We start from the raw sequence: 26884 nt of genomic DNA, 5'->3' as shown, positions 1-26884 counted from the left end.
GACGCGGAGAATTCATCCTGCGAGCCGAGGACTCAAGAGCCGAGGCGACGATGTTCGGCTCCTGATGAATGAAACTCACAGGACAATTCTCGGTGCGTCGAGGGGGCTCCGAAGCTGATCTGCGAAGAAGTGCATCGCACCAGACCATGTCCACGTCCCATCGCGACGGATCGCCTGAAAATTCAGGATTTTCTTCTCGGAAGGTGCATTGTGTCGATTTATCCCTATTATTAGCCGGCAACCTGATTGCCGGATCGGTTTCGGCAGCCTATGCAATCGAATCGATCTTTCGTCCGCGCGCATCTCTAGGGGAGTTGAATGTCCGCTACCGCCGTCCTGGTTCACCTTCTGGGTGAAATTGCCCTGCTTTTGTGGGGCATCAACATGGTCAATAGCGGAGTGCAGCGCGCTTTTGGGAGCGACCTGCGCTGGATCCTTGGTGTGGGTCTCAGCACGCGGTTGAGGGCGTTCTTCGCGGGCCTCGGAGTGACGACGGTCTTGCAGAGCAGCACAGCGACGGCTCTGATGGTTTCATCCTTCACCGCGGGCGGAGCGGTGGATTTGATTCCAGCACTTGCGGTGATGCTGGGCGCAAATGTCGGCTCGACACTGATCGTCCAGGTTCTTTCTTTCGATATTTCGCTGATTTTCCCGGTGCTGATCTTCGCCGGGTTCGTGGCCTATCGGCAGGGCTCGACGAGCCGTGTGCGGGATCTCGGTCGCGTGACCATCGGGCTCGGCCTGATGCTTCTGTCGCTGCATCTGCTCTCGGAGACCATTCACCCCATCGAATCTTCCGCCGTGCTGAAGAGCGTTCTGGCGGCGATTGCGCCGGATCCGATCATTCTGGTGCTGCTGGCGGGCATCCTCGCCTGGGCGGCGCATTCGAGCGTCGCGGCGATGCTCTTCATCATGTCGCTCGCCTCCGCCGGCGTCATCGACAACCATTCGGCTCTTGCCATGGTGCTGGGCGCCAATCTCGGCACAGCTCTCAACCCGTTGCTCGAAGGCACGGGCGGCGATCCGGTCAAGCTTCGGGTGCCGGTAGGCAATCTCGCCATACGCCTTCTGGGTTGCGCGGTTGCTCTGCCCTTCCTTGACCAAACCGTGACCTTCCTGGCTCGCTTCGAAGGCGATCCGGCCCGTCTGGCTGCGAACTTCCACACGCTTTTCAATGTGGCTCTGGCATTGATCTTCATTCTGCCGCTGCCGTCCATCGCAAAGCTTCTGGAAAAGGTTCTCCCGGCGCAGGTCAAGGCGTCGGACCCAGGCATGCCGCAATATCTCGACGCGGACGCTCTCGACACACCGTCGGTCGCGCTGTCGAACGCCGCGCGCGAGGTGCTGCGCATGGCGGACGTGGTCGAGACCATGCTTCGTGGCTCGCAGGATCTGTTCCAGAGCGGCGATCTCAGCCAAGTCGAGGCCGTGACCCGGACGGACGATGTGGTCGACCGTCTCTACAGCGCGATCCGTCGCTATTTGAGTTCGATCAACCATGAAGCTCTGAGCGAGGAAGAGGCGCGGCGTCTCTCAGATATTCTCGCCTTCGCCATCAATCTCGAACACGTGGGCGATATCGTCGACAAGAACCTGATGGAACTCGCGGCGAAGCGGATCAGGAACCACCTGCGCCTGCCGAAGGAAGCACTTGCCGACATCACGCGCATGCATGCCAATTTGCTGGAGCATCTTCAGCTCGCGGCATCCGTCCTGATGTTCCAGGACATCGCATCCGCGCGTCGGCTTGTGGCGGAGAAGGAGCATTTCCGGGAGCTGGAGCGCGCCGTCACGCAAAACCACCTCGAGCAATTGCGCTCCGGTAAGACCGCTGGCGACACAAGCGCCCTGCAGTTGGACATCGTGCGCGATCTCAAGCGCATCGAGGCTCATATCGCCTCCACCGGCCACTCATTGCTGGAACAGAGTGGGGAACTGAAGCCGAGCCGCCTCGCATCCTGATGGCTGTCGCGCGAAGCGGCAGTCTCACGGCCTGAGCACCCTTTCGAGGCTTTTCCAATCGGCGAAGCGCACCGGCTCGTTGAGGCCGATATCGCGCCTTTCGTGGTCGGTGAGATCGAGCAAGTCGCGTCCATGAATGCGGCGCGTGCGGCGCGACACTATCCAGAGTTTCAGGCGCAGCCACAGGTGTTCGACACTGCGAGCGCGGGGGGCTTCATCATATCTCATCGGTCCAGCCCTCCTTAGGGCGTCGGTGTCAGTCCTTGAGGGACAAACTGATCCCGCGCTCTCGACTTGACAAAGCGGAAGCGAAAGGGCTGCCATAAGGTGACCTTATGGATGAGACCTGATGAAGCTTCCCCCGATGAGCGCCATCCGTGTGTTCGAGGCTGCCGCCCGGCATCGGAGCTTCACGCGCGCGGCAGAGGAACTGGGCATGACCCAGGCGGCGGTGAGTTATCAGATCAAGGTTCTGGAAGACCGCATCGGAGACCCTCTCTTCGTCCGCCTTCCGCGTCAGGTTGTTCTGACCGAAAAGGGAATGAGACTGGCGCCAGCGGTGTCCGAGGCGTTCGGCATTCTGGAAAGCGCGTTCGCCGAAGTGGATGAGAGCGTCAGGAGCGTGCTGTCCATCACTGTTCTGACGACGTTTGCGGCGAGTGTTCTCATCCCCCGGCTTGGTCGGTTCCAGGCGCTCCGTCCTGACGTTGCGATTCAGATCGCAACCGGCGGCGAGGTGGTCGATCTGGCTCGCAGCAAGTTCGACATCGGTATTCGGAGCGGTCTTGGCGAGTGGCCGGGTTTGGAAGCGCACTTTCTCATACCAAACCATTTCACCGCCGCCTGCAGTCCGGCCCTGTTGGAGGGGCACTCGATCACGACCCCCGCGGACATCCTGAAACTGCCGATTCTCTCGCCGGGCGATCTTTGGTGGCTCGATTGGTTCCGCGCGGCCGGCGTCGAAGGGGTCGATCTATCCGATCGGCCGGACAACTCACTTGGCGTCCAGCATTTCGAAGGCTTGGCCGCTGTGGCCGGGCAGGGGATGGCCCTCGTCAACCCGAGCTTCTTCGCCACGGAGTTTGCCTCGGGTCAGCTCGTTCAACCATTCGACATTGTTGCCAGAAGCGACCGCGATTATTGGCTCGTTTATCCGAAGGCGAAGCGACGCTCGACCAAGATCAAAGCCTTTCGCGATTGGCTTTTGAGAGAATTGGCTGAAGGGCCGAAGCTCACAGGCCGCTGAGCCGAAATCCACCAGCCGGGTGCACAAACCTTATTCAGCGGCAACGGTTTGCGCCAACGCCGGCTTGAGGTTCATTGCCATTGAAAGCAGGGCACGGTCGTGCAGAACGACCATTCTTTCTTTCGCCTTGAGCCAGCTCAAGGCGTCTTCGATCGTCTCGGCATCGACGAGCTTGGCTTCGGCGATAGCGCGGTCTGTTTCGATGTCGCCGCGTTTGCGGTGCGGCAGCGGCGGCAGCATCTCGATGTGCTGCTGACGAAGAGCGGGATCGCGATAAAGCGCCATCAGGCCGTCAGCGTCGTCGAAACCGGACGCAGCGTTGCTTTGTTGGAGTGCGTTCGACCGCTGCGCGATGGCTGGCGGCGTATGCTCCTCAGGCGTCATCAGCAACCCGATTTTCTTGAGCGCGAGACCCGCGCCGAGCTGGCCACTGAGCCACGACAGGGGGATGGCGAGGAGTAGACCGACGATGGTCGGCGACATCCAGAGAAACAGGGACGTCGCGATCAGGAACGCGGAGATGCCGGCGAAAGCGCCCAGCACCGTGTGCCAGCGATGCCGACGCACGATGTCCTTCATCGGGATGGAGCCGTCGTCACGACGCTGCGGCTGCCAGCCCGTATCGCGGCCGAGCAGGATCTGAAACACCGAGCCGGATTGGATCAGCATCAGAATGGGCGCGAGGAGGGCGGCGAGGATGATCTCCAGAACCGTCGAGACCACGAGCCTGATCGCGCCGCCGCATGCGCGGCGGTTTTCCTTCTGCAGGAGCATCAGGAGCAGGCCGAAGATCTTCGGAGCGATCAGGATGCCCATCGTCAACGCGAACAGCGTAAGCGCGCGCTCGGGATCGAAGCGCGGCCAGATGGGGAACAGGCGAAAGTCCTTCGCGAAATATTCCGGCCGGATGTAGGTCGTCTGCAGCACGAGGGCGATACCGACGATCAGCTGGAACAGCCAGAACGGGGAGGCGAGGTAGGACATGATGCCGGTCGCGAAATGTTGGCGCGTCGGCATTTTCAACCCCTTCGCCATCATCACCCGCATGTGCTGGAGATTGCCCTGGCACCAGCGCCGGTCGCGCGCCGCAAGGTCGATCAGGGACGGCGGGCTTTCCTCATAGGAGCCCTCCAGCTCCGGCAGCATGTAGACGGTCCACCCGGCGCGTCGAAGCAGCGCGGCCTCGACGAAATCGTGGCTGAGGATGTGTCCGCCGAGAGGAGGCTTACCTCTCAAGTCCGGCAATCCGCCGTGAGCTGCGAACGCCTTCGTCCGGATGATGGCGTTGTGGCCCCAATAGTTGCCGTCACGGCCCATCCAGGCCGAGAGCCCTGTCGCGATCACCGGCCCCGTTACGCGGGCCGCGAATTGCTGAAGGCGCGCGAAGAGCGTGTTGCGATTGATGATGAGCGGAAGACTCTGAATGATGCCCGCATCAGGGTCGTCTTCCATCGCGCCAGCGAGGCGCACGATGCACTCGCCGGTCATGAGCGAATCCGCGTCGAGAACGAGCATCTGCTCGTAATGCCCGCCCCACCGCGAAACGAAATCGGCGATGTTGCCCGCCTTCCGGTGATAGTTCTTGGGCCGATGCCGGTAATAGAGGTTCGCATTCGGCGCCATCCGCTCGCGCAGGGCCAGAAAAGCGCGCTCCTCGGCAACCCAGGCGTCGGCGTTCGTGGTGTCGGAGAGGATGAAATAGTCGAAATTCGCCCCGAGGCCTGTCGCCTCGACGGATTCGAAAATGGCCTCGAGGGCCGCATAAGTGCGTGCGGTCTGTTCGTTGTAGACTGGCATCACGATGGCTGTGCGGCTCTTCAGCGCCTTCGGGAAGGCCGGCAGTTCCGGACGATTGAGCAGAACGAAAAAGCCCAGAAGAGCGCTCGTGAATGCCAGCGCAATCCAAGAGAAGTTGACGGTGAACAGCGCGACGAGAACCCACTGGAGGATCGTGGTGCGGCTCACCGCCACAACCTGATACATCTCGTAGGTGCCATAGGCGGTCAGAGCGAGCGCACCGCCGAAGACGAAAAGCCGCGCGAGCAAAGGTTTGCTATGCTGAACGACAAACTTGCGCTCCTCGGATGCCGACCATCGCCAAAGCGACTGGGTCGGCATGTGGAGACGGCTTTCAGGTGGCATGGAAGCCCCGAACCGCGCGGTGGCGGTTGAATCCGCATCGGGACTTACGGTGTCCAACGATAGAGCCATGTCTCGCTAATCTGCTTCCCGTCAGCCTCAAGGATAAGCCGCATTTCACACGCGTTTTCGTTGCCGGGGTCAAGCTCAAAAGCGACGCGTGCCGTCTTTCTCTCCGGATATGCCCACAGCTTCAGATTCTGAAACGAGCCAGGTCCGACATTCAAGACGGCTTTGAGATCCCCGGCAGGGATGCCCAAGAGACTATCGCCTGCAAAATCGACGATAAAACGGCGGCGGCGGCCGGAACGTCCTTGGCCAGTTCTCGTCGCGATCACGGTTGCGAGCGGTGGGCGCTCCGGCGGGGTCCAGCACCAATATTGGCGGTAGGCGAATGAGACCTCAGAGCCGGCGGCCATGGCCGCCTTGGGTCGCCAATAGGTCAGGATGTTGTCGTTGATTTCGGAATCGGTCGGAATCTCGAGAAGCTGCACGCTTCCGTCGGCCCAATCGCCCAAGGGCTCGATCCAGACGCTCGGGCGGCGCTCGAAATGCTGGTCGTCGTCCTGGAACGTCTCGTAGGAGCGCTCGCGCTGGACCAGGCCGAACCCCTTGGGCGATTTGTCCACGAATGCCGAGATCTGTAACGTTTCGGGATTGTGCAGAGGCCGCCAGAGCCATTCGCCCTTGCCGTTGAAGATCTGGAGGCCCGTCGATTCGTAGACAGCCGGGCGAATGTCGTCGATGTTGCGACGGTCGTTCGGGCCAAAGAAATAGGTCGAGCCGATCCCGCCGAGACCCACGTGTTCGAGATTCACACGCGGGAAGAGCGAAGTCTCCACATCGACGATCGTCATGTCGCCGGGGCGGAAGGTCATACGGACCGCGCCGGTCGTCGATTCGGAATCGATGACGCCGTGAATGGTAATGCTGTTGCTTCCGGGGGCTGGGCGTTCGAGCCAGAAAGCCCGGAAGAAGGGGAATTCCTCTCCGCGCGCTTCGGCTGGCTTCAGGGTCAGCGCTCTCGCCATGGCGCCGAAGTTCTGGCCTTTGGCGAGGGCGCGGAAGAAGGTCGCACCCTGAATGATCGCGAAATCGTAGGACGGCCCGTCTCCCGGATTTGCCAAAAGGCGGAACCCTGAGAAGCCGATATCCCCAAGGTTGTTCGGCGCGTTGACGCCATTGAAATCGTACCGCGAGGCGTCGTAGCCCACGCGACGACTCGCGCCGTCTTCGATCAGATAGAGATCGACCGCGTTCGTGAAGACGAATCCACGATGCAGCGGCTCGACAATAATGCCGCGGCTGTCGCCGGCCCAGATCTGGAAAGGCTGCTTCGTCTTGATGGCGATGTATTGGTCGTAGGTGAGATTCGAGAACGCGTCCGGCAGGTCATTGGGCGGTGCGACGAACGGCTTCTTCGCCAATTGCCTCGCAATATCGATGACGGCCGTCGCGTCGAAACGCTGCCCGTCACCCAAGCGCGCCTGAATAAAGGCTTGCGGCGTTTGATTTTGGGCAACCGCATTCGAGGTCAAAGCCAGTCCGGCCAGAGAGACGCCAGCATAGGCCAGCACATCGCGTCGGCTTGGAGAAAAGGTGCGGGGCAAGTCCGGTCGAAGCGGCACGGCAGTGCTCTTATGTTATTGTGATACGATTGGCGGGAGTGAATGTCCCTTATTATAGTTTAGTCTTTCTTATCGCTAGATGAATGGCCAGCTCAGCATCTTAAGTAAATATTCTACACATATTGCGTGAATGCCTCGGTCTGGGATAGCTGCTGCGATCCCCATGGGAACGAAACCGCATGAACTCAGCCGCTCGCTCATCTCGAAGCTGCCTCGCCGTCGTCCTTGCCGCAGGCGAGGGTACCCGGATGAAATCCGATATCCCGAAGGTCCTGCATCAAGTCGCCGGGCGTTCGATGCTCGGCCATGCGCTTGCGGCCGTGAGTCAAGCTGGCGCCGACAGGGTCGCGGTCGTCATCGGGCCGGACCGCGACGATGTGGCGAAAGAGATCGGCGCCGCGCTTCCCGATGCCGAAATCTTTACCCAGCGGGAGCGTCTCGGAACCGGTCATGCCGTCTTGAGTGCGAGAAGCGCCCTGGCGCGTGGGCTCGATGATGTGATCGTCGCCTTCGCGGATACGCCGCTCGTCACGGTCGAGACTTTCATGAAGCTTCGTGCACCTCTGGCGGAAGGTGCGGCCATCGTCGCTCTCGGCTTCGAGGCGAAAGACCCGACCGGCTATGGCCGCTTCCTCATGTCGGACGACCGGCTTCTCGACATTCGCGAACACCGCGACGCATCGGAGGAGGAGCGCAATATCACCCTCTGCAACGGCGGGCTGATGGCGATCCGAGGCGATATAGCTCTGACCCTGCTCGACAAGCTGGATAACAAGAACGCCAAGGGCGAATATTACCTGACCGACGTCGTCGCCATTGCCCAGACTCTCTGTGAGAGGGCCGTTATCGCGGTGGTTCCCGAGGAGGAGATTCACGGCGTCAACGACCGCGTCCAGCTCGCGCAGGCAGAGCGGATGATGCAAGAGCGCCTTCGCCGGGCCGCGATGATGTCCGGCGTCACGCTCGTTGCTCCTGAAACGGTTTTCTTCAGCTACGACACGAAGCTCGGACGGGACGTCGTCGTCGAGCCTCACGTGGTGTTCGGTCGCGGCGTTGTCGCCGAGGATCATGCCGTGATTCACAGCTTCAGCCATCTGGAAGGTGCCAAGATCTCAAAAGCGGCGGGCATCGGCCCCTTCTCGCGGCTGCGTCCGGGCGCGTCCATCGGCCCCAAGGCGAAGGTGGGCAATTTCGTCGAGATCAAGAACGCCGACCTCGGGCCTGGCGCGAAGGTCGGCCACCTGACCTATCTTGGAGACGCGACCATCGGCGCTGACGTCAATGTCGGCGCGGGTACGATCACCTGTAACTATGACGGTTTCGGCAAATATCGGACGGTGGTGGGCGAGGGCGCGTTCGTCGGCTCGAACTCGTCGCTCGTCGCTCCCGTCACCATCGGCAAGGGCGCTTTTATCGGCTCGGGCTCCGTCATCACGGAGGATGTGCCCGAGGATGCGCTCGCGCTTGGTCGCGGGCGGCAGGTCGTCAAGGAAGAATGGGCTAAGGCCTTCCGCGAGAAATCTCTCGCCGCCAAGCGCAAGTGATCTATTTCAAGCGTCTGGTTTCGCGACGGGGCTTCGAAACAATCCGTCACGCAAGTTGATTTGAGGTCTAGGGACAACCCCAGTAGCAAGACCACAAGCGTGACTTTGATAAAAATCTCAAGAGATAGGGCTAAATATGTGCGGTATCGTCGGAATTCTGGGAACAAGCCCGGTCGCACCCCAAATCGTCGATGCCCTCAAACGCTTGGAATACCGCGGCTACGATTCCGCGGGTGTGGCAACTCTCGAGAACGATAAGATCGAACGTCGCAGGGCCGAAGGAAAGCTTCGGAACCTGGAGCAGAAGCTCTCCCAGTCTCCTTTGTCCGGCAACATCGGCATTGGCCATACCCGCTGGGCGACTCACGGCAAGCCGAATGAGACGAACGCGCATCCTCATTCGACAGATAAAGTCGCGGTTGTTCACAACGGCATCATCGAGAATTTCCGCGAGTTGAAAACCGGTCTGGAGGCAAAGGGTATTCGCTTCGAGACCGAGACCGACACGGAGGTCGTGGCGCAACTCGTGACTTATGAGATGCATCAGGGGCGCGGGCCCATCGAGGCTGTCGCTGTCACCCTGCCGCGTCTGCGCGGGGCGTTTGCGCTCGGCTTTCTGTTCAGCGGCGAGGACGACCTTCTGGTGGGCGCGCGGCATGGCGCGCCGCTCGCTATCGGTCACGGTGTGGGCGAGTCCTATCTTGGTTCCGACGCCCTGGCGCTTGCGCCCTTCACGGATGAAGTCAGCTATCTTGAAGATGGCGACTGGGCGATTCTGAGCCGCCATAGCGTCGAGATCCATGATGCATCCGGCCAGCGTGTTCAACGGGCGCGCAACAAGATCGTCACCAGTGCTTTCGTTGCCGATAAAGGCAATCACCGTCACTTCATGTCGAAAGAGATTCACGAGCAGCCCGAGGTCGTCGGTCGCACGCTCGCGCATTACGTGAATTTCGCCGCCGGGCGGGTCGAGCTTCCCTTCGCGCTTCCGTTCGATTTCAAGAATTTGCAACGCATCTCGATTTCAGCTTGCGGGACGGCCTACCTGGCCGGGCTGATTGCGAAATACTGGTTCGAGCGTCTGGCGCGCATTCCTGTCGAGATCGACGTCGCGTCGGAGTTTCGGTATCGCGAAGCTCCCCTCGATGCGGGTGGTCTGTCGCTCTTCGTGTCCCAATCGGGCGAGACGGCGGACACGCTCGCTTCCTTGCGCTACGCGAAAGAGCAAGGGCAGCACGTGCTGTCCGTGGTGAATGTGCCATCCTCCACCATGGCGCGGGAAAGTTCGGTCGTCGCACCGACGCTCGCCGGCGTCGAGGTCGGTGTCGCATCGACGAAGGCTTTTACCTGCCAATTGGCGGTGTTGCTGTGCCTTGCCATCGCGGCCGGGCGCGCGCGGGGAACCGTTTTGCCGGAGGAAGAGCGCGACCTGATCGGCGCGCTCATCGGCGTCCCCGGTCTCATGAGCGAAGCGATCAAGCGCGAGGCGCAAATCGAGGTTTTGAGCCGCGATCTCGCGAAGGCTAAGGACGTGCTCTATCTCGGTCGCGGAACGTCCTACCCGCTGGCGTTGGAAGGGGCGCTGAAGCTCAAAGAAATCTCCTACATCCACGCGGAAGGCTACGCGGCCGGAGAACTGAAACACGGCCCCATCGCTCTCATCGACGAAACGCTCCCGGTCATCGTCATCGCGCCTCATGATGCGGTATTCGAAAAGACCGTCTCGAACATGCAGGAGGTCGCCGCGCGCGGAGGCCGCATCGTTCTCGTCACCGATGAGAAGGGCGCGCTGGAAACGGGCCTTGAGACCTTGGCAACCATCGTGATGCCGATGGCCCATCCCCTGGTCGCGCCCCTCGTGCATTCGATCCCGATCCAGTTGCTCGCCTATCATACGGCGGTCTTCATGGGGAAGGACGTGGATCAGCCGCGCAATCTGGCGAAATCGGTGACCGTGGAGTAGGGGCGGCTTGTGTCGTCTCCGACCGAGCTACGGCTCCATCAACTCTCGTTTTGAGGACCTCAACCCTCATCTGAGGAGCGATGAGCCGCGCGGTGTCATCCCCGGCGAACCGAAGGCGAGGGAAAGGGATCCACGATCAAGCGCGGCGCTATGGATTCCCTTCCCCTCCGCTCCGGCCGGGAATGACACTTCTCGGCAAAACACTGACCTTATCCTGAGGAGCGGCAAAGCCGCGTCTCGAAGGAGGGTCCAGTGGGCACTGGAGACGCCTCGCCCTTCGAGACGGCGCTACGCGCCTCCTCAGGGTGAGGCTGTGAGGAGCGTGCGAGTCGCTACTAATAAATTCTCACTTTTGCGACTTCTGCTTAGCCGGCCCGCAAAAGCCGGATCGCCGCGTCTCGCTCAAAAAGATAAAGCAGCACACGCAGTGCCTGCCCACGCTCGGATGTCAGTTCCGGGTCGCGTTCCACGACAAGACGCGCGTCATCCCGAGCCGTTACCAGAAGCTCCCCGTCGATCTCAGGGCGCGCGAGTTTGAAAGCGGGCAAACCTGATTGCCGGGTGCCGAGGATTTCGCCTTCGCCGCGCAGACGCAGATCCTCTTCCGCGATTTTGAAGCCGTCCTCGGTCTGGCGCATCATTTCGAGCCGGGCCTGCGCGGTTTGTCCGAGTGGACCCTTGTAGACGAGAAGACAGGTCGAGGCGCGCGACCCCCGACCGATCCGACCACGCAACTGATGGAGCTGCGCCAAGCCGAAGCGCTCCGCGTGCTCGATCACCATCACGGTCGCTTCCGGTACGTCGACGCCGACTTCGATCACGGTCGTGGAGACGAGAATCTTCGTCTTCCCGGTGGAAAAAGCCTCCATGGCGGCGTCCTTATCGCGGCCCGCCATCTTGCCATGGACGAGTCCGACCTGATCGCCGAAGACCTGGCGCAACTGCTCGAAACGCTCCTCGGCTGCGGCGAGATCGACGGTCTCAGATTCGCCGACGAGCGGGCAGACCCAATAGACGCGGTCGCCGTGCTCGATGGAGCGCCCGATCGCACCGATCACCTCATCGAGCCGCTCGATGGAGATGAGTTTGGTGGAAATCGGCTTACGCCCCGCCGGCTTCTCATAGAGGACCGAGACGTCCATGTCGCCGAAATAGGTGAGGGCGAGCGTTCGCGGAATCGGTGTCGCGGTCATGACCAGAATATCGACCGCCGCGCCTTTAGCGCCCAAGGCGAGGCGCTGGTGCACGCCGAAACGATGCTGCTCATCGACGACGGCAAGGCCGAGATCGTGAAAAGCCACGTCTTCCTGAAACAACGCATGAGTGCCGACGGCGATGTGAATGCTGCCGTCAGCCAGTCCCCCGAGCGTCTGCTTGCGTCCAGCACCTTTGTCGCGTCCGGTGAGGAGGGCGATATTTAGACCGACTTCGCGCGCAAGCGGCGCAATGCGCTCGAAATGCTGCCGTGCCAGAATCTCGGTCGGCGCCATCAGGACAGCCTGTCGTCCGGCTTCGATGGCACTCGCCATGGAGAGAAGTCCCACCACGGTCTTGCCGGAGCCCACATCGCCTTGGAGCAGGCGCAGCATTCTTTTGTCGGCGACAAGATCGTGCCGGATATCGACGACAGCCTTGGCTTGCGAGCCGGTCAAGCCGAAGGGAAGCGCCTTCTCGATCCGCGTAACGAGGCTGCCATCGCCTGCATTCACCCGCCCCGGCAGGCGGCGCATGCGGCTTCGCACGAGGGCTAGCGCCAGTTGCGAAGCGAGGAGTTCATCATAGGCGAGGCGGCAGCGATGCGGGGACTTGGCGAGCGCCTCTTCAGACAACTGAGAAGCATGCTCCGGCTTGTGCAGCGCATTGAGTGCCTCCCGGAAGGGCGGAAAGCGGTTTTTATCCAGCCAGGTGGCGTCCTGCCATTCGGGCAGCACCGGCACCTTTTCGAGCGCACCGCCCACGTAGCGCCCGACCATGCGGGACGAGAGTCCCTCGGTCAGGCCATAGACGGCCTCGACGGCGGGAAGCGTGGCGATGCTCCGCTCGTCCAGAATGCGGTCCGGATGGACCATCTGGCGGACGCCGTCCCACATCTCGATCTTGCCGGAAACGAATCGCCGCTCTCCGACCGGCAGGAGCTTTTCAAGCCTCGGCTTCTGGCCGTTGAAAAAAACCAGCACCACATCCCCGGTCTCATCCTCCACCACGATGCGATAAGGACCGCGGCGGCCGGGTGGGGTGGGGCGATGCGCTGCCACCGTGATGGCAAGCGTAACCGGTTCGCCGATGGGCGCATCGGCAATGGAACCCTTGATATCCCGGGCGATTCCACCGCTCGGCACGTGAAAAAGCAGATCCAGAACCCGCGTCATACGCCCCGGTTCGCCTAGGAGACGGTCGAGGAGGGGCGCGATCTTGGGGCCGACGCCCGGCAGGGTCGTTGCGGGCGCGAAAAGCGGATCGAGAAGGGAGGGACGCAAGGACATTCGACCGGGGTGGCAAGACGGGTTCAGCCGTTTATATAGCGGCGAACGCATTGTGAAGCACCTGAGCAAGATCCGGAAAAGCGGCAGTCGACTTTTCCGAACGGATCATGCTCGTTTCAACGGCAGGAGAGTCCCATGAGCGGAATGACACGCAGCAGCGCCGACCTCGATGTGCGGCGACGCCAGATCCTGTTCCGCGCCTGGCATCGGGGCATGCGGGAGATGGACCTGATCATGGGCCGTTTCGCCGATGCCGAGATCGGGAACCTTTCCGACGACGAAGTGGCCGAATTCGAGCGCTTGATCGAGGCGCAGGATCGGGATCTTCTCGGCTGGATCACGGGCGAGATCGAAACCCCGTCGAACTACGACACCGCCCTGTTTCTGCGCCTGAAGGAGTTCCACACCCACACATCGCCGATTCACAATTGAACCAGTGTCCTGCCACGTCATTCTTTCCTGCTTAGCCGTTTGATCCATGAAATCTGTTCTAACACGCGCCCTCGACACCCTGAAAAAGGGCCAAAGCCTGACGCTTTCGAGCGTCCCGGACGGATTTGACGCACTCGTCGTCGGCGATCTCGCGCGAGCGTTGTCAGGCCTTGTCGATGGACCGGCGGTTCTGGTTCATGTCTCCCGTGACGGCCTGCGCCAGCAGAATTTCATCAACGGCCTTGGTTTCGTCGCGCCGGAAATCGAGGTTCTGACGTTCCCTGCCTGGGATTGTCAGCCCTATGACCGGGTGTCGCCCAATACGGCCATCACCGCCCAGCGGATGACGACGCTTGCTCGGCTGACCCGTTCGAAATCCTCAGAGGAACGCCCACGCATTCTCTCGACTACGGTCAACGCCCTGGTGCAGCGCGTGCCGCCGCGCTCGCGCATCGCCACCGAGACATTTTCTGCTGCGCCCGGCAACATCGTCGATACGAAACTCCTGATCGAATGGCTGGAGATCAACGGCTTCATGCGCACCGGCACCGTGCGCGACACGGGCGAATATGCGGTGCGCGGCGGCATCATCGATCTCTATCCGGCAGGACTGCCAAGTCCCGTCCGTCTCGACTTCTTCGGCGACGCGCTGGAATCCATCCGCTCCTTCGATCCTGAGACCCAACGGACGGTAGGCACGCTGCGGGCCCTCGACCTCGTTCCGATGAGCGAAGTGCAGCTCACCACGGAGAGCATCAAGCGTTTCCGGCAAACCTATGTGGCGATGTTCGGCGCACCGACGCGCGACGACCGACTCTATGAAACCATCAGCGAAGGCCGACGCTATCCCGGCGTGGAGCATTGGCTGCCGCTCTTCCACGACCATCTCGATACGCTTCTTGACTATGTGCCGAACGTCCCCGTCGTGTTCGACGCGCTGGTCGACGATGCGGTGGGCGAACGCCTGTCGCAGGTGAAAGACTATTATGACGCCCGCCATTCCGCGCTCGGTGAAAGCCAGCCAGGTGTCGCGCCTTATCGCCCGCTACCGCCTGAGGCGCTTTACTGGAAGCCGGAGGAATGGGCGGACCGCACGGCGGGCCTCTCGGTGGCGCGTCTGACACCCTTCGCCATTCCTGAGAGCGAAGGCCGCGTCATCGTCGATTGCGAAGCCAGGCGCGGGCGCAACTTCATCGCCGAACGGGCGGATGAAAGTTCGAACGTTTTCGAGACCGTAGTCCAGCATATCCGCGACCTGCAGAAATCGAACCACCGTGTCATCGTCGGCGCGTGGTCGGAAGGTTCACGCGAGCGTCTGGCTCATGTGTTGCAGGATCACGATCTGCGACAGACGAAACCCGTTTCACGTCTCACCGACGCGATGGCTCTGCCGAAGACGGAAATTCCTGTCGCTGTCTGGAATCTGGAAGCGGGTTTCGAGGTCGGCGGCCTTGCCGTCATCAGCGAGCAGGACATTCTGGGCGACCGTCTCGTTCGCCAGAAACGCAAGTCGAAACGGCCGCAGGACTTCCTGACCGAGGTCGCGGCGCTTACCCCCGGCGATCTCGTCGTGCACGTAGACCACGGTATCGGGCGCTTCGAAGGGTTGAAGACCATCGAGGCCGCCGGTGCGCCGCATGATTGCCTCGAATTGCACTATGCCGGTGGCGACCGTCTCTTCCTGCCGGTGGAGAATATCGAGCTTCTGACGCGCTATGGCTCGGAGGAAACGGAAGTCCAGCTCGACAAGCTCGGTGGCGGAAACTGGCAGGCGCGCAAGGCGCGCATGAAGCAGCGCATCCGCGAGATGGCGGGCGAATTGATGAAGATCGCCGCCGCGCGCATTCTGAAAGAGGCTCCGCGTCTCTTGCCGCCGGAAGGGCTCTATGACGAGTTCGCGGCCCGTTTCTCCTACGATGAGACGGAAGACCAGCTCAACTCCATCGAGGCCGTTCTGGACGATCTCGCCAGCGGGCGGCCCATGGATCGTCTTGTCTGCGGCGACGTCGGCTTCGGCAAAACGGAGGTGGCGCTGCGTGCCGCATTCGTCGCGGCCATGAACGGCAAGCAGGTCGCCGTCGTCGTGCCTACGACGCTTCTGGCCCGCCAGCATTTCAGAACGTTCTCGGAGCGTTTCCGGGGGCTGCCGTTGAACGTGGCACAGGCGTCGCGTTTCGTTCCCGCCGCCGATATGAAGAAGACGAAGGAGGGCCTTACAGATGGCTCGGTCGATATCGTCGTCGGCACCCACGCGCTCTTGGGCAAAGCAATCCAGTTCAAGGACCTCGGCCTCATCATCATCGACGAGGAGCAGCATTTCGGCGTCTCGCACAAGGAGCGTCTGAAGTCGCTTCGCGCTGAGGTCCACGTGCTGACGCTTTCCGCGACGCCGATCCCGCGCACCCTGCAGCTCGCCCTCACGGGCGTGCGCGAATTGTCCCTGATCACGACACCGCCGGTGGATCGTCTCGCGGTTCGCACCTTCGTGACGCCCTTCGATCCGCTTCTTGCGCGCGAGGCCTTGTTGCGCGAGCGCTATCGAGGAGGGCAGGCGTTCTACGTCGTGCCGCGTCTTGACGATCTTGCCGACGTGAAGACCTTCCTCGACCGCGAAGTGCCGGAGGCGAAAGTCGGCATCGCTCATGGCCAGATGGCGGCGGGCCAGTTGGAAGACGTCATGACGGCCTTCTACGAAGGCAAATACGACATCCTGCTCTCCACGACGATTGTGGAATCCGGCCTCGACATTCCAACCGCCAATACCCTCATCGTGCATCGCGCCGACATGTTCGGCCTCTCGCAACTCTACCAATTGCGCGGTCGCGTCGGGCGCTCGAAAACCCGCGCCTATGCGCTCTTCACGGTGCCGGCCAACAGGACGTTGACCGTGCAGGCCGAGCGTCGCCTGAAGGTTCTGCAAACCCTCGACACGCTGGGTGCGGGCTTCCAGCTCGCCTCGCACGATCTCGATATTCGCGGTGCGGGCAACCTGTTGGGCGAGGAGCAATCCGGCCACATCAAGGAAGTCGGCTACGAGCTTTATCAGCAGATGCTGGAAGAGGCCGTGGCACAGTTGAAGGCGGGCATCGAGGAGCCGACGGAGGATCAATGGTCGCCCACCATAGCGGTTGGCGCGCCGGTCATGATCCCGGAGAGCTACATCTCGGATTTGCAACTGCGTCTCGGACTCTATCGCCGCCTCTCGACGCTGGAGACAGACGCGGAGATCGATGCTTTCGGCGCGGAGATGATCGACCGTTTCGGCCCGTTGCCGACGGAGGTCGACCAACTTCTCAAGATCATGGCGATCAAGGTTCTGTGCCGCCGCGCCAACGTGGAAAAGGTTGATGGCGGTCCGAAGGGCATCATCGTGTCCTTCCGCGACAATTCCTACGCCAACCCGGGCGGCCTCATCGCCTATGTGGCGGAGCAGGCTTCCTTCGCAAAGGTTCGCCCGGACATGAAGATCGTGTTCATCCGCGACATCGAGGATCCGAACGACCGCATCAAGTCTGCAACCACCATCCTGCGCAACCTCGCACGCATCGCCGAGAAAAAGGCGGCTTGAGGTGCGCGCCCGGTGGCTTGGTGGAAAGCGCGGTTATGAGGCTAGTGTCGCGTTGATGCGGATGATCTCGGGCCTGCGTTTCAGAAGACTGGGTGAGATATGCGTGTCGGTTCCGTTCAGCACGACAACCGGTACTCCGGCATCGCCGAGCAAATTCCTGAGGCGCTGGGCCAGGGCGAGAAATCCTGAACGCTCCACCAAGGTCGCATCATCCGGCATTTGCAGCACGACTGCCACAGGGCTCGGGATGAGAGCAAGAACATCGTCGGCGGTCTCAAAAGGCGTGGTAATGCTGGCATAACCCATGCTGGCGAGTTCCGCCGAGAGCGCGCTGTCCGGCGCTCTATCCCCACTATCGACCACAAGAACCTGCTTCAAATCGTTCATGTCGAACCCTGTCGCATGAGCATTTCAACGCAGAAAGTCTGCTTCAAACGCTCTCAGGACCCATTTGTTTCATGGTCTAAATGAACGGGAGCGTAACGCCCATTCAGGGAGCGGCGAGCCACCAGAGGTCGATATGTGTGCCCAATAACGGCGTCGATTCAGGGCGCTTCAAATTGGATTTATGGGCAATCCATTGATCGGGCACATAAAACAACGGCACGACGTAGAAACCGGACAGGAGAACACGATCGAGCGCGCGAACGGTGGATACGAAATCCTCTCTGCCCTTGGCTTCGAGCATCGCGTCGATCACGCGATCGATGGCAGGAGAGGCGGCGCCCGCATAATTCAACGACCCCGGCCGCGTCGCCGCCAGCGATCCCCAGCGATTGCGCTGCTCGTTGCCGGGGGAGGCGGAAACCGGCCATACCGTTTGCACCATATCGAATTCAAAGCGGGAGACGCGCCGCCAATATTGCACATCGTCCACAAGGCGCACGCGGGCCTGAACACCGACGCGGGCCAGGGACTGTGCGAAATTGAGCGCCAATCTCTCCTGTGCTTGGGAGGTCACCATGAGTTCGAACGTGAAGGGCGCGCCGGTGTCCTTGCGGCGCAAAACGTTGCCCTGAATAGTCCATCCGGCATCAGTCAAGAGCGCAAGCGCGCGCTGCGCCGCATCCCTGTCACGCCCGGAACCGTCGTTGGCTGGAAGCTTCCAGCTCCCTTCCAAAATGTCACTGCGCACGGCATCCGGGAACGGCGAGAGAAGGCGTCGCTCGAGTTCCGTCGGCGCGCGCCCATATGACGAAAGATCCGAGTCGGAAAAATAGCTGGTGCAGCGCTGGAGCTGATCGAAGAACAGGTTGCGGTTGATCCAGTTGAAATCGATGAGATAGCCAAGCGCCTCGCGCACACGCACGTCGGCGAAGATGGCCTTGCGTGTGTTGAAAACGAATCCGTTCATGCCCTTCGGCGTGCGGATAGGCAGGGATTCACGAACGATGCGGCCATCCCTGACCGCTGGGAAATCGTAACTTGTCGCCCAGCGGCCGGCATCTGCTTCCAGCCTGAAATCATAAAGCCCCGCCTTAAAAGCTTCAAATAAAGTACTGTTATCGCGATAAAAATCGTATTCGATTTCATCGAAGTTATAGAGGCCTTTAGTGACGGGAAGCCCTTCGCCCCAGTAATCCTTGCGCCGCTCCAGGAGAACACGCTCCCCCGGTCTCACCTCCTTGATCGTGTAAGGGCCAGAGCCGATCAGCGGCTTCAGGGACGTGCTCGCAAAGGTTTCGACGTTCGTCGCATGGGCCGCGAAGATCGGCATCGTCGCGATGATGAGGGGAAGCTCGCGGTCGTTCGAGCCGGACAGATCGAACTTGATCCGGAGCGGATCGAGGATCTCGACGGCCTTCACCTGCCCGAAACTCGCACGATGGAACGGTTTTCCGTTCTTTTTCAGAAGGTCGAAGGAGAAGCGCACATCCTCCGCGGTGAGGTCGTGACCGTCGGAGAAGCGAGCGCGAGGATCGAGGTTGAAGATGATCGAGCTTCGGTCCTCCGGCATCTCCGCCGAGCGGGCGACGAGGCCGTAGACGCTGAAGGGCTCGTCGAGCGAGCGCATCATCATGCTCTGCAAGACGTAACGGGGGACGACGTCCGGCGCGACGCCAATGACGATCAGCGGGTTGAGGCTGTCGAATGTGCCTTGAAGAGCCTGCGTGATTCGCCCTCCACGCGGCGCATCAGGGTTTGCATAGGGAAGGTGAGGGAAGTCCGGCGGAAGCGCGGGTTCGCCATGCATGGCTAGACCATGCCGCTCCGGCAAGGCAGAGGCGCCTTGAATTAAAAGGAAAGTCGCGAGAATCGCGGCAGAAAACGCCTGCAGACCTACCCTGATCGTCCAATTCATCGGCCTTACTCGTGATTCGACTTCTTTCTCACTAGATATCACGGAGAAAGGTGTGGGTTGCGACTGGAATCCTTCTTCGTGAAAGGATAAAGGAACGCTGCACGTCATGCCTTCGCCTTAATCGGCAAAGATGCACTGTCCCATTGAAGGTTATCGAATTACCAAATCTTACGGCTCGCTTCATGGCAGCCGGCCTTCCGATTGAAGAGGAATAACGACATGTCATTCGCGACTCGTATCGCGAGCCTGAGGGGCAATCGTGGCCTGGTCACCGCTTTGGCACTCGTTCTGAGCGCCTCGCCCGTTCTGGCGCAGACGGCACCGGCTCCCGCGAAGCCCCAGGCTCAGCCTGCTCAGGCCCCGCGTCCTGCCGCTCCGGCAGCCGGCGCGGCAGCTCCGCAGGGCAACGGCCCGATGGTCGTTCAGGTCAAGCCCGAGCCGTCGCAACCTGAGTGGACGAAGGTTTGCGGTAAGGACCAGGGCACGAACTCGGAAATCTGCTACACGACGCGCGATTTCGTGTCGGATCAGGGGCAGCCGGTTCTCGCCGTGGCTCTCTACGACATCAAGGGCGCTCAGGCTAAGAAGATCCTGCGCTTCCTGATGCCGCTCGGCCTGCTTCTGCAGCCAGGCGTCCGCTTCGGCGTCGATCAGGGTGCTACCGTGGACGGCAAGTATGCGGTTTGCTTCCCGAACGGCTGTTTTGCCGAGGCCGAGGTGAAAGACGACTTCATCGCCTCCCTCAAGAAGGGCGCGAACCTTAATGTCAGCGTTCAGAACCAGGCTAGCCGCGCGGTGACCTTCGCTGTTCCGGTAACCGGGTTCGGCAAGGCTTTCGACGGCCCGGCCATCGACCCGAAGGTTCTGGAAGAGCAGCAGAAGAAGCTTCAGGAAGAGCTCGAAAAGAAGAGCGATGAACTTCGCAAGAAGCTCGAAAGCAGCGGTGGCGCTGCGGCTCCCGGCGCAGCTGCTCCAGCAGCTCCGAAGCCATAAGGCACTCGCAGAGTTAAAGAAAACGCCGGGCTTAATGCCCGGCGTTTTTGTTATGGGACGTCTCGGGATCGGACGAGGCAGGTTCATTGCTAGAGTGTGATCAGAACAAGTGGGTCTCAAAGAGACACGACCAAGTTCTAGTGGGTGAGAACCGGGAGAGCGCGATAGGCGCCGGCCTCGTCGCGTACGAACATCTGCTCGATCATCGGATTGCGCAAAGGCTCATCCGAATCATCCAGCATTAGATTTTGCTCGGACACGTAGGCGATGTATTCGCTTTCGGCGTTTTCGGCCAAGAGGTGGTAAAAGGGCTGGTCCTTGCGCGGACGCACGTCCTCGGGAATGGACAGCCACCATTCCTCCGTATTGTCGAATTCGGGGTCGACATCATAAATCAGGCCCCGAAAAGCATAGCTTCGGTGCTTCACGACTTGGCCAATGCCGAACTTGGCGAAAAGCGATTTCATGGATTCTGCCCCATCGCCTTGACTATAAACACTCGGAACTTAGTCATCAAATTTGATCAGAAAAAGGCTGGACTTTTCGCCTTAAGTCTTATGCCAGCATTGCGTTTTCCTTCTGACACCCTTCTGTTCGCGCCATTGCGACAGGGCCGCCCACCTGCGAAAAGACGCCGCGCGACCGTGTGAGGAGCCCGCGATGTCCGACCTGATTGGGCTTTTCAACCTGCTTGCGCCGTTCTTTGGCCTGATCGGCCTCGGGTTCTTTTGCGGCAAGGTCGTGAAGTTGCCGGAGGCCGGATTGGCCTGGATGCAGTTCTTCCTGATCTATGTCGCGCTGCCATGTCTGTTTTTTCGCCTCATCGCCGATAAGCCTCTGGCAGAATTGACGAACTGGCCTTTCGTCACCGCGACGACAATCGCCACCTTCTGCGCCTTCACGCTGTCCTTCGGGGCAGGGTGGAAGCACACGCGCGATGTTCCGCAATCGGTCATGCAGGGTGTTGCCGGGTCTTATTCGAATATCGGCTATATGGGCCCGCCGCTGGTTCTCTCTGCCATCGGCGCGGAAGCGAGCCCGCCGGTCGTCCTGATCTTCGTGTTCGATAACTTGCTGCTGTTTTCGCTGGTCCCGCTTCTAATGACCGTAGCAGGCGTGGAGAAGCGCGGCCTCGGAGCCACGATCCGCCACATCATCTGGCGGGTGGTTACCCATCCGTTCAACGTCGCGACAGCTTTGGGAGTCACGGCGAGCTATTGTCGGCTGCCCTTGCCGATGGCGGCCGACAAGATGGTCACGTGGCTTTCGGGCGCTGCCGCCCCCTGCGCGTTGTTCATTCTGGGCGTCACGGTCGCCTTACGTCCCCTGATCCGCATTCCCGGCGAAGTCCCGGCGCTCGTTTTCATCAAGCTTGTCCTTCACCCCTTCGCCGTATGGGTTCTCCTGTCGGCCATCGGCGATTTCGGGCCGGTCTGGACTTATGCGGCCCTCATCATGGCGGCGCTTCCGCCCGCCCTGAACATCTTCGTCATCTCGACGCAGTACAATGTGGGCGTAGAGCGTGCCTCGGCTTGCGTTCTCATCGGAACCCTGGCTTCGATGGTCTCATTGACGACGCTTCTCTACCTCATCAAGATCGGCGTCGTGCCCTACGATCTCTTTCCTTAAGCCGATCTCTGCATCAGGCGGGGCGCCCCGATTCGGGGCTGGACACCCTCACGCATGACGGCGCGGCGCAACGGACCGATCCCGCCAACGGCCAGGAGACCCGCTCCGCGGAGAAAATCCGCAGGCAGGAGGCCGGAAAGAAGCGTCCTGTTGAGGCCGTCGACTGCAGTTGTCCGTGTGCGAACGTCGAGATCGCGTCCTCTTTGGTATTGGCGCAGCGCTCCCTCATCGCCCGGCGACCTGCCATCATCCCGCGCATCGACCACCGCGTCTCGCAATGAAGCCACGTCCCGCAATCCGAGGTTCAAGCCCTGTGCGCCGATGGGCGGGAAGACGTGCGCCGTCTCGCCAACGAGCGCCAGATGCGGAGCATAGTATCGGCTGACCGACAATCCGCTCATCGGCACCACTCCGCGAGGGCAGTCGATCCGCATGGCTCCGAGCAGGGATTGGGCCTGCCGTTCGATTTCCAAAGCGAGGTGGCTGTCGTCCATTCCGGCGAGCCTCTCGGCGTTCTCAGCACTCGTGACCCAGACGAGGCTGGAGCGCCGACCGGGCAGGGGGACGAGGGTGAAGGGACCGTTCCGGGTGTGGAATTCGGTCGAAGTTTCCTTGTGATCGCGGTCATGGGCGAGAATGACGGTCAGCGCCGATTGGGGGTAGGACCACGTCTTGGCCTCAATGCCCGCCTGTTGGCGCAGCTTGGAGTGCCGTCCATCCGCCGCGACGACGAGGGCCGCGTTCAGAACCTCTCCGTCGGAAAGCCCGATCCAGGCTGTATCGCCGACGTTCTCAAAGCCCGCCGCCATTCCCGAGATGAGAGTGAGACCGTCCTGCTTGCGCGCCGCTGTGGCCAGTTCTTCCAGGAGCGTGACGTTCTCGATGTTCCAGCCGAAGGCGTCGAGGCCGATTTCGTGGGCATGGAACTCGGTCGGCGGGGGGCGAAACAGGCTGCCGGTATCGTCGATCAGGCGCATAGTCGCCAGAGGCGCCGCGTGCGAAACGAGGGCCGGCCAGAGATCCAAGGCTTCGAGAAACCGGACCGACCCGTCGAAAAGGGCGACCGTGCGCCCGTCGCGACGGCTCTCGAGGCTGCCGACCAGCGCTGTCTTGAACCCGTCCCGCGCGAAAGACAGGGCTGCGGCGAGCCCGACGGCTCCCGCCCCGACGATGACGATATCGAAATTGCGTTTAGTCACGAGTTTTCCTCATCGGCTCGGGCCGGGGAGCGAGTGGCGATGCACAATAATGGATGCTTTTGCCATTGCCGAGCGGCGAAGCCTATCCCTATGATCGTCAACGGGGCAGACAAAAGGATGTTCATTGGGACAGATTTCGGTTACGGCCAACGGGAGCCGTGACATACATGTCAGCCTGTCGTCAGTCCGCGTGAACCGAGATCGGGGCCTATGAATTCAACAACGCCGGCTCTTGTTGAACTAAGGAAGATTTCCAAGCGCTACGGCGACCTTCAAGCCAACGACGGCATCGATTTGTCCATTGCGCCAGGAGAAATCCATGCGCTCCTCGGCGAAAACGGTGCCGGTAAATCGACCCTGGTGAAGATCCTTTATGGGGTCATCGAGCCGAGTGACGGCGAAATCCTCTGGCAGGGCCGCCCGGTGACGATTTCCTCTCCCGTCGAGGCGCGGGAGCTGGGCATCGGCATGGTGTTCCAGCACTTCTCCCTGTTCGATGAATTGACCGTCGCGGAGAACATCGCCGTCGCCTTGCCGGACACGTGGACCCTTGCCTCTGTGCGCGCCCGCCTCGGCGATATCAGCCGCGCCTACGGCCTTTCGCTTGAACCCGACCGGGCCGTCTGGACCCTCTCTGCCGGTGAGAGACAACGCATCGAGATCGTGCGCTGCTTGCTGCAGAATCCGAAGCTTCTCATTCTGGACGAGCCGACCTCCGTTCTGACGCCGCAGGAATCCGAACACCTCTTCGTCACGCTCGAAAAGCTGGCCGCAGATGGCTGCGCAATTCTCTATATTTCGCACAAGCTCGAAGAGGTCCGCCGCCTCTGCCGTCATGCGACGATCCTGCGGGCAGGGCGCGTGACCGCTACCCTCGATCCGCGCGAGCGAAGCGCCCGCGAGATTGCCGCGCTGATGGTGGGCAACGAGATCGGGGAGGTGAAGGCCGCCCATGCGGCGAGCGCCGATCACGTGGAAGTCCTGAAGGTCAGTAATCTTTCGGTGCCTCCGGCGGGGTTGCATGGGCAAGCGCTGATCGAGATCGACCTCACGGCTTATGCGGGAGAGGTCGTCGGTATCGCGGGCGTTGCCGGCAACGGTCAGAGCGAGTTGTTCGCCGCGCTCTCGGGCGAGACGACGGTGGAGAACGCGAACTCGGTCGTCATCAATGCAAAGCCGTCCGGCACGGAGTCCATCGACAGCCGCCGTAAATTGGGCGCGGCTTTCGTGCCGGAGGAGCGCCTCGGCCACGCTGCGGCTCCGACCCATCGCCTGAGCGAGAACATCCTCGTTTCCCATCACGCCGTGGATGTGGTCAGCAGATCGGGCTTCATCGTTCTGAACGCTGCCAGAAAACTCGCGCGCTCCATCATCCAAGGGTTCGACGTGCGCTCTCCCGGAGAGGATGCTCAGGCGCGTAAGCTCTCGGGCGGCAATCTCCAAAAATTCGTGATCGGCCGTGAGATCATTCGCAGGCCGAAGCTCCTGATCGTCAACCAGCCCACATGGGGCGTCGATGCGGGCGCGGCGCGTCTGATCCGCCAGGCGCTCGTGGATCTGGCGCGGTCCGGCAGCGCCATCGTCGTGATTAGTCAGGATCTGGACGAATTGTTCGAAATTGCAGACCGCCTCGCCGTGATCCATCACGGCTCCTTAAGCCCCGTGAAACCCACGGAGGAATGGACGCGCGAGGCTATCGGCCTCGAAATGCTCGGCGTCGGGCATGGTGGCGGGGTCGGTCATGCGGCTTGAGCTGATCCCGCGTGTCTCCATGTCGCCCGTCATGCGCACGGTTGCGCCCGTCATCGCATTCGGCGTCGCGTTCCTTCTGGCAGGGTTCGTGATCTGGATGATGGGTCGCTCGCCCATCGCCGCTTTCCAGGTCTACGTCCTTCATCCGCTCGCCGATCCGTGGGCGATTCAGGAAATATTGGTGAAAGCGACGCCGCTGACATTGATCGCCATCGGCCTGTCTTATTGCTTTCGTGCCAATCTCTGGAATATCGGCGCGGAAGGGCAGTTCGTCATGGGAGCCATTCTCGGCTCCTGGCTTGCCCTTGCGACCCATGGCACCGATGCGGGACCGTGGGTCGTTCCGGCCATGCTTGTTCTCGGCATCATCGGCGGCGCGCTTTATGGCCTGATCCCGGCCTTTCTCAAGACCCGCTTCGGCGTGAACGAGATCCTGACCAGCCTGATGCTGGTCTATATCGCGCAACTCACTCTCGATTATCTGTCACGTGGACCGTGGCGCGACCCGAAGGGCTTCAACTTTCCGCAATCGGTAACGTTCGATACGGCCGCGACCCTGCCCGTCATTCTGGAGGAAAGTCGCGTTCATTACGGCGCGCTTTTCGCTCTGATTGCAGTCGTCGTCACAGCGATCGTCATGAACCGCTCGCTCTTCGGCTATCGCCTGCGCCTGACGGGCGATGCACCAAGAGCCGCACGGTTCGCCGGGTTCGATCCCAAGAAGACGACGCTCGCGGTCTTCGCGATCTCGGGCGGCCTCGCAGGCCTCGCCGGTATCGCCGAAGTGTCGGGCCAGATCGGTCAGATCCAGCCTTCGATTTCGCCGGGATACGGGTTCACGGCGATCACGGTGGCATTCCTCGGGCGCTTGAATCCGTTCGGCATTCTTGCCGCGGCACTCGTGATCTCGCTGACTGTGATCGGCGGGGAGAGTGCGCAGATCCTTCTGAAACTGCCGCTCGATCTGACCCTCGCGTTTCAGGGCATTCTGCTCCTGTGCGTCCTTTCGGCGGATGCGCTGGTCAGCTATCGGGTTCGTCTCGTTGGCCGGGGAGCGCACGCATGAACATGTTCGAGGCGATCCTTCTCACTATCATCACGGCCTCCACGCCGTTCCTTATTGCGGCGCTCGGGGAACTCGTGGTCGAACGCTCTGGCGTTCTCAATCTCGGGCTCGAAGGCATGATGGCCATGGGCGCAGCGTGCAGTTTCGCGGTCGCGGTGACTTTCGATTCATCCGTGCTCGGCATTCTGGCGGGCGCACTCGCCGGAGCGCTCATGGCGAGCCTGTTCGCTCTCGTCGTTCTGGGCTTTGCCGCCAATCAGGTGGGCTCCGGCCTTGCCCTGACCATTTTCGGTCTTGGCCTGTCGGGCCTCATCGGGGCGCCCTTTGTCGGCGCGCGGCGCGATCCCATTCCTCATCTCGTCGTTCCCGGCCTGAGCGATATCCCCATCATCGGCCGCCTGTTTTTTGCGCAGGACGTCTTCGTCTATGGTTCCCTCGCGCTCACCGTCGGCGTCGCCTATTTCCTCAACCGGACGCGGGCCGGGCTGACCTTGCGCTCCATTGGGGAGAACCACATCTCCGCCCATGCGCTCGGCCTGCCGGTGCTGCGGACGCGGTTTCTCGCCGTCCTGTTCGGCGGGGCCTGCGCAGGATTGGCGGGGGCCTATCTCTCCCTTGTCTACACGCGCTTCTGGTCTCCGGGCATGACGGCAGGGCGCGGCTGGATCGCTCTCGCGCTCGTGGTGTTCGCCGCCTGGCGACCTGCCTGGGCGCTCGTCGGGGCCTATATTTTCGGAGCGGCGTCGGTGCTGCAGCTCCATGCGCAGGCGGCCCAGTTCGGCGTGCCCTCGCAGGTGCTGTCGGCGGTGCCCTACATGGCGACGATCGTGGTGCTTCTTTTGCTATCGTTCCGTCATGGACGGGCCATCGGCGCGCCGGGTTCGCTCGGCACACCGTTCGTGCCCGAGCGGTGAGCAGAACGGCTACAAAGTATACACAGGTTCGGTCTTGCAGGTCCTGGGCGGACCTGCGACGAAT

General features: G+C 61.4%; 19 protein-coding genes. 11 read left to right on the top strand and 8 right to left on the bottom strand.

The genetic code is table 11. The features are described 5' to 3' along the window. The first annotated feature begins 318 nt into the window (after nt 1–318). On the top strand, nt 319–1962 hold the full coding sequence (locus AB4072_RS05960; RefSeq protein ID WP_441966215.1) for a Na/Pi cotransporter family protein: 1644 nt from the start codon (nt 319–321) through the stop codon (nt 1960–1962). A 24-nt stretch (nt 1963–1986) separates the two neighbouring features. On the opposite strand, the gene AB4072_RS05955 is transcribed toward AB4072_RS05960, so the two are convergent. After that, a complete protein-coding gene (locus tag AB4072_RS05955; RefSeq protein WP_441966214.1) occupies nt 1987–2190 on the bottom strand; it encodes a hypothetical protein in 204 nt (67 codons plus the stop codon). 121 nt (nt 2191–2311) lie between these two features. On the opposite strand from AB4072_RS05955, the gene AB4072_RS05950 reads away from it, so the two are divergent. After that, entirely contained in the window at nt 2312–3208 is an 897-nt protein-coding gene (locus AB4072_RS05950) for a LysR substrate-binding domain-containing protein (protein WP_441966212.1), read from the top strand. A gap of 30 nt (nt 3209–3238) precedes the next feature. On the opposite strand, the gene mdoH is transcribed toward AB4072_RS05950, so the two are convergent. After that, nucleotides 3239–5419, bottom strand: coding sequence for a glucans biosynthesis glucosyltransferase MdoH (mdoH, locus tag AB4072_RS05945; RefSeq protein WP_441966210.1), 2181 nt, complete (start codon nt 5417–5419; stop codon nt 3239–3241). Further along, entirely contained in the window at nt 5395–6975 is a 1581-nt protein-coding gene (locus AB4072_RS05940; protein ID WP_441966208.1) for a glucan biosynthesis protein, read from the bottom strand. Before AB4072_RS05940 ends, mdoH begins: the two co-directional genes overlap by 25 nt. A 179-nt stretch (nt 6976–7154) precedes the next feature. On the opposite strand from AB4072_RS05940, the gene glmU reads away from it, so the two are divergent. Beyond that, on the top strand, nt 7155–8519 hold the full coding sequence (gene glmU / locus AB4072_RS05935) for a bifunctional UDP-N-acetylglucosamine diphosphorylase/glucosamine-1-phosphate N-acetyltransferase GlmU (protein WP_441966206.1): 1365 nt from the start codon (nt 7155–7157) through the stop codon (nt 8517–8519). A gap of 136 nt (nt 8520–8655) precedes the next feature. Then, complete coding sequence (glmS, locus tag AB4072_RS05930; RefSeq protein ID WP_441966205.1) at nt 8656–10482, top strand: glutamine--fructose-6-phosphate transaminase (isomerizing); 1827 nt, start codon at nt 8656–8658, stop codon at nt 10480–10482. A 365-nt stretch (nt 10483–10847) separates the two neighbouring features. On the opposite strand, the gene recG is transcribed toward glmS, so the two are convergent. Further along, nucleotides 10848–12965, bottom strand: a complete 2118-nt coding sequence (gene recG, locus AB4072_RS05925) for an ATP-dependent DNA helicase RecG (RefSeq protein WP_441966203.1) — start codon at nt 12963–12965, stop codon at nt 10848–10850. Between the two features lie 135 nt (nt 12966–13100). On the opposite strand from recG, the gene AB4072_RS05920 reads away from it, so the two are divergent. Both AB4072_RS05920 and mfd read left to right on the top strand, forming a co-directional pair. Further along, on the top strand, nt 13101–13397 hold the full coding sequence (locus AB4072_RS05920; protein ID WP_441966201.1) for an FAD assembly factor SdhE: 297 nt from the start codon (nt 13101–13103) through the stop codon (nt 13395–13397). A 46-nt stretch (nt 13398–13443) separates the two neighbouring features. Continuing rightward, nucleotides 13444–16965 carry a transcription-repair coupling factor gene (mfd, locus tag AB4072_RS05915; protein WP_441966199.1) on the top strand — a complete coding sequence of 1174 codons (3522 nt, stop codon included), beginning with the start codon at nt 13444–13446 and terminating at the stop codon, nt 16963–16965. A gap of 33 nt (nt 16966–16998) precedes the next feature. Here mfd and AB4072_RS05910 read toward each other — a convergent pair whose 3' ends face one another. Together AB4072_RS05910 and AB4072_RS05905 are read right to left on the bottom strand one after the other, a co-directional pair. Beyond that, entirely contained in the window at nt 16999–17352 is a 354-nt protein-coding gene (locus AB4072_RS05910; RefSeq protein WP_441966197.1) for a hypothetical protein, read from the bottom strand. Between the two features lie 103 nt (nt 17353–17455). After that, on the bottom strand, nt 17456–19267 hold the full coding sequence (locus AB4072_RS05905) for an extracellular solute-binding protein (RefSeq protein ID WP_441966195.1): 1812 nt from the start codon (nt 19265–19267) through the stop codon (nt 17456–17458). Nucleotides 19268–19486: 219 nt separating this feature from the next. On the opposite strand from AB4072_RS05905, the gene AB4072_RS05900 reads away from it, so the two are divergent. Continuing rightward, on the top strand, nt 19487–20260 hold the full coding sequence (locus tag AB4072_RS05900) for an invasion associated locus B family protein (RefSeq protein WP_441966193.1): 774 nt from the start codon (nt 19487–19489) through the stop codon (nt 20258–20260). A 137-nt stretch (nt 20261–20397) separates the two neighbouring features. Here the strand turns inward: AB4072_RS05900 and hspQ are convergent, their stop codons facing one another. Then, nucleotides 20398–20727 carry a heat shock protein HspQ gene (gene hspQ, locus AB4072_RS05895; protein ID WP_441966192.1) on the bottom strand — a complete coding sequence of 110 codons (330 nt, stop codon included), beginning with the start codon at nt 20725–20727 and terminating at the stop codon, nt 20398–20400. 193 nt (nt 20728–20920) lie between these two features. Between hspQ and AB4072_RS05890 the strand changes: the two genes are divergently transcribed. Beyond that, nucleotides 20921–21889, top strand: coding sequence for an AEC family transporter (locus tag AB4072_RS05890; RefSeq protein WP_441966191.1), 969 nt, complete (start codon nt 20921–20923; stop codon nt 21887–21889). Here AB4072_RS05890 and AB4072_RS05885 read toward each other — a convergent pair. Next, nucleotides 21886–23088, bottom strand: coding sequence for a UbiH/UbiF family hydroxylase (locus AB4072_RS05885; RefSeq protein WP_441966189.1), 1203 nt, complete (start codon nt 23086–23088; stop codon nt 21886–21888). The two genes, AB4072_RS05890 and AB4072_RS05885, sit on opposite strands and share 4 nt — an antisense overlap. Nucleotides 23089–23298: 210 nt before the next feature. On the opposite strand from AB4072_RS05885, the gene AB4072_RS05880 reads away from it, so the two are divergent. From AB4072_RS05880 to AB4072_RS05870, 3 genes are read left to right on the top strand one after another with little or no spacing between them, the layout of a single operon-like run. Further along, nucleotides 23299–24840 carry an ABC transporter ATP-binding protein gene (locus tag AB4072_RS05880; protein ID WP_441966188.1) on the top strand — a complete coding sequence of 514 codons (1542 nt, stop codon included), beginning with the start codon at nt 23299–23301 and terminating at the stop codon, nt 24838–24840. Then, a complete protein-coding gene (locus AB4072_RS05875) occupies nt 24830–25906 on the top strand; it encodes an ABC transporter permease (protein ID WP_441966186.1) in 1077 nt (358 codons plus the stop codon). Before AB4072_RS05880 ends, AB4072_RS05875 begins: the two co-directional genes overlap by 11 nt. After that, nucleotides 25903–26820, top strand: coding sequence for an ABC transporter permease (locus AB4072_RS05870; RefSeq protein ID WP_441966184.1), 918 nt, complete (start codon nt 25903–25905; stop codon nt 26818–26820). Before AB4072_RS05875 ends, AB4072_RS05870 begins: the two co-directional genes overlap by 4 nt. The last annotated feature ends 64 nt before the right edge of the window (nt 26821–26884 follow it).

Source organism: Microvirga sp. 2MCAF38 (assembly GCF_052115485.1).
In the GTDB taxonomy this organism is placed as follows: Bacteria; Pseudomonadota; Alphaproteobacteria; order Rhizobiales; family Beijerinckiaceae; genus Microvirga.
This window is presented reverse-complemented; position numbering and strand designations above follow the sequence as displayed.

Excerpts from the sequence above, each read along its gene's own strand:
- mfd (WP_441966199.1), top strand. The coding sequence starts at position 13,444 with ATGAAATCTGTTCTAACACGCGCCCTCGACACCCTGAAAAAGGGCCAA.
- AB4072_RS05880 (WP_441966188.1), top strand. The coding sequence starts at position 23,299 with ATGAATTCAACAACGCCGGCTCTTGTTGAACTAAGGAAGATTTCCAAG.
- glmS (WP_441966205.1), top strand. The coding sequence starts at position 8,656 with ATGTGCGGTATCGTCGGAATTCTGGGAACAAGCCCGGTCGCACCCCAA.
- AB4072_RS05900 (WP_441966193.1), top strand. The coding sequence starts at position 19,487 with ATGTCATTCGCGACTCGTATCGCGAGCCTGAGGGGCAATCGTGGCCTG.
- AB4072_RS05905 (WP_441966195.1), bottom strand. The coding sequence starts at position 19,267 with ATGAATTGGACGATCAGGGTAGGTCTGCAGGCGTTTTCTGCCGCGATT.
- AB4072_RS05875 (WP_441966186.1), top strand. The coding sequence starts at position 24,830 with ATGCGGCTTGAGCTGATCCCGCGTGTCTCCATGTCGCCCGTCATGCGC.
- AB4072_RS05910 (WP_441966197.1), bottom strand. The coding sequence starts at position 17,352 with ATGAACGATTTGAAGCAGGTTCTTGTGGTCGATAGTGGGGATAGAGCG.
- AB4072_RS05955 (WP_441966214.1), bottom strand. The coding sequence starts at position 2,190 with ATGAGATATGATGAAGCCCCCCGCGCTCGCAGTGTCGAACACCTGTGG.
- AB4072_RS05890 (WP_441966191.1), top strand. The coding sequence starts at position 20,921 with ATGTCCGACCTGATTGGGCTTTTCAACCTGCTTGCGCCGTTCTTTGGC.
- AB4072_RS05920 (WP_441966201.1), top strand. The coding sequence starts at position 13,101 with ATGAGCGGAATGACACGCAGCAGCGCCGACCTCGATGTGCGGCGACGC.
- AB4072_RS05960 (WP_441966215.1), top strand. The coding sequence starts at position 319 with ATGTCCGCTACCGCCGTCCTGGTTCACCTTCTGGGTGAAATTGCCCTG.
- glmU (WP_441966206.1), top strand. The coding sequence starts at position 7,155 with ATGAACTCAGCCGCTCGCTCATCTCGAAGCTGCCTCGCCGTCGTCCTT.
- AB4072_RS05950 (WP_441966212.1), top strand. The coding sequence starts at position 2,312 with ATGAAGCTTCCCCCGATGAGCGCCATCCGTGTGTTCGAGGCTGCCGCC.
- recG (WP_441966203.1), bottom strand. The coding sequence starts at position 12,965 with ATGTCCTTGCGTCCCTCCCTTCTCGATCCGCTTTTCGCGCCCGCAACG.
- hspQ (WP_441966192.1), bottom strand. The coding sequence starts at position 20,727 with ATGAAATCGCTTTTCGCCAAGTTCGGCATTGGCCAAGTCGTGAAGCAC.
- AB4072_RS05870 (WP_441966184.1), top strand. The coding sequence starts at position 25,903 with ATGAACATGTTCGAGGCGATCCTTCTCACTATCATCACGGCCTCCACG.
- mdoH (WP_441966210.1), bottom strand. The coding sequence starts at position 5,419 with ATGGCTCTATCGTTGGACACCGTAAGTCCCGATGCGGATTCAACCGCC.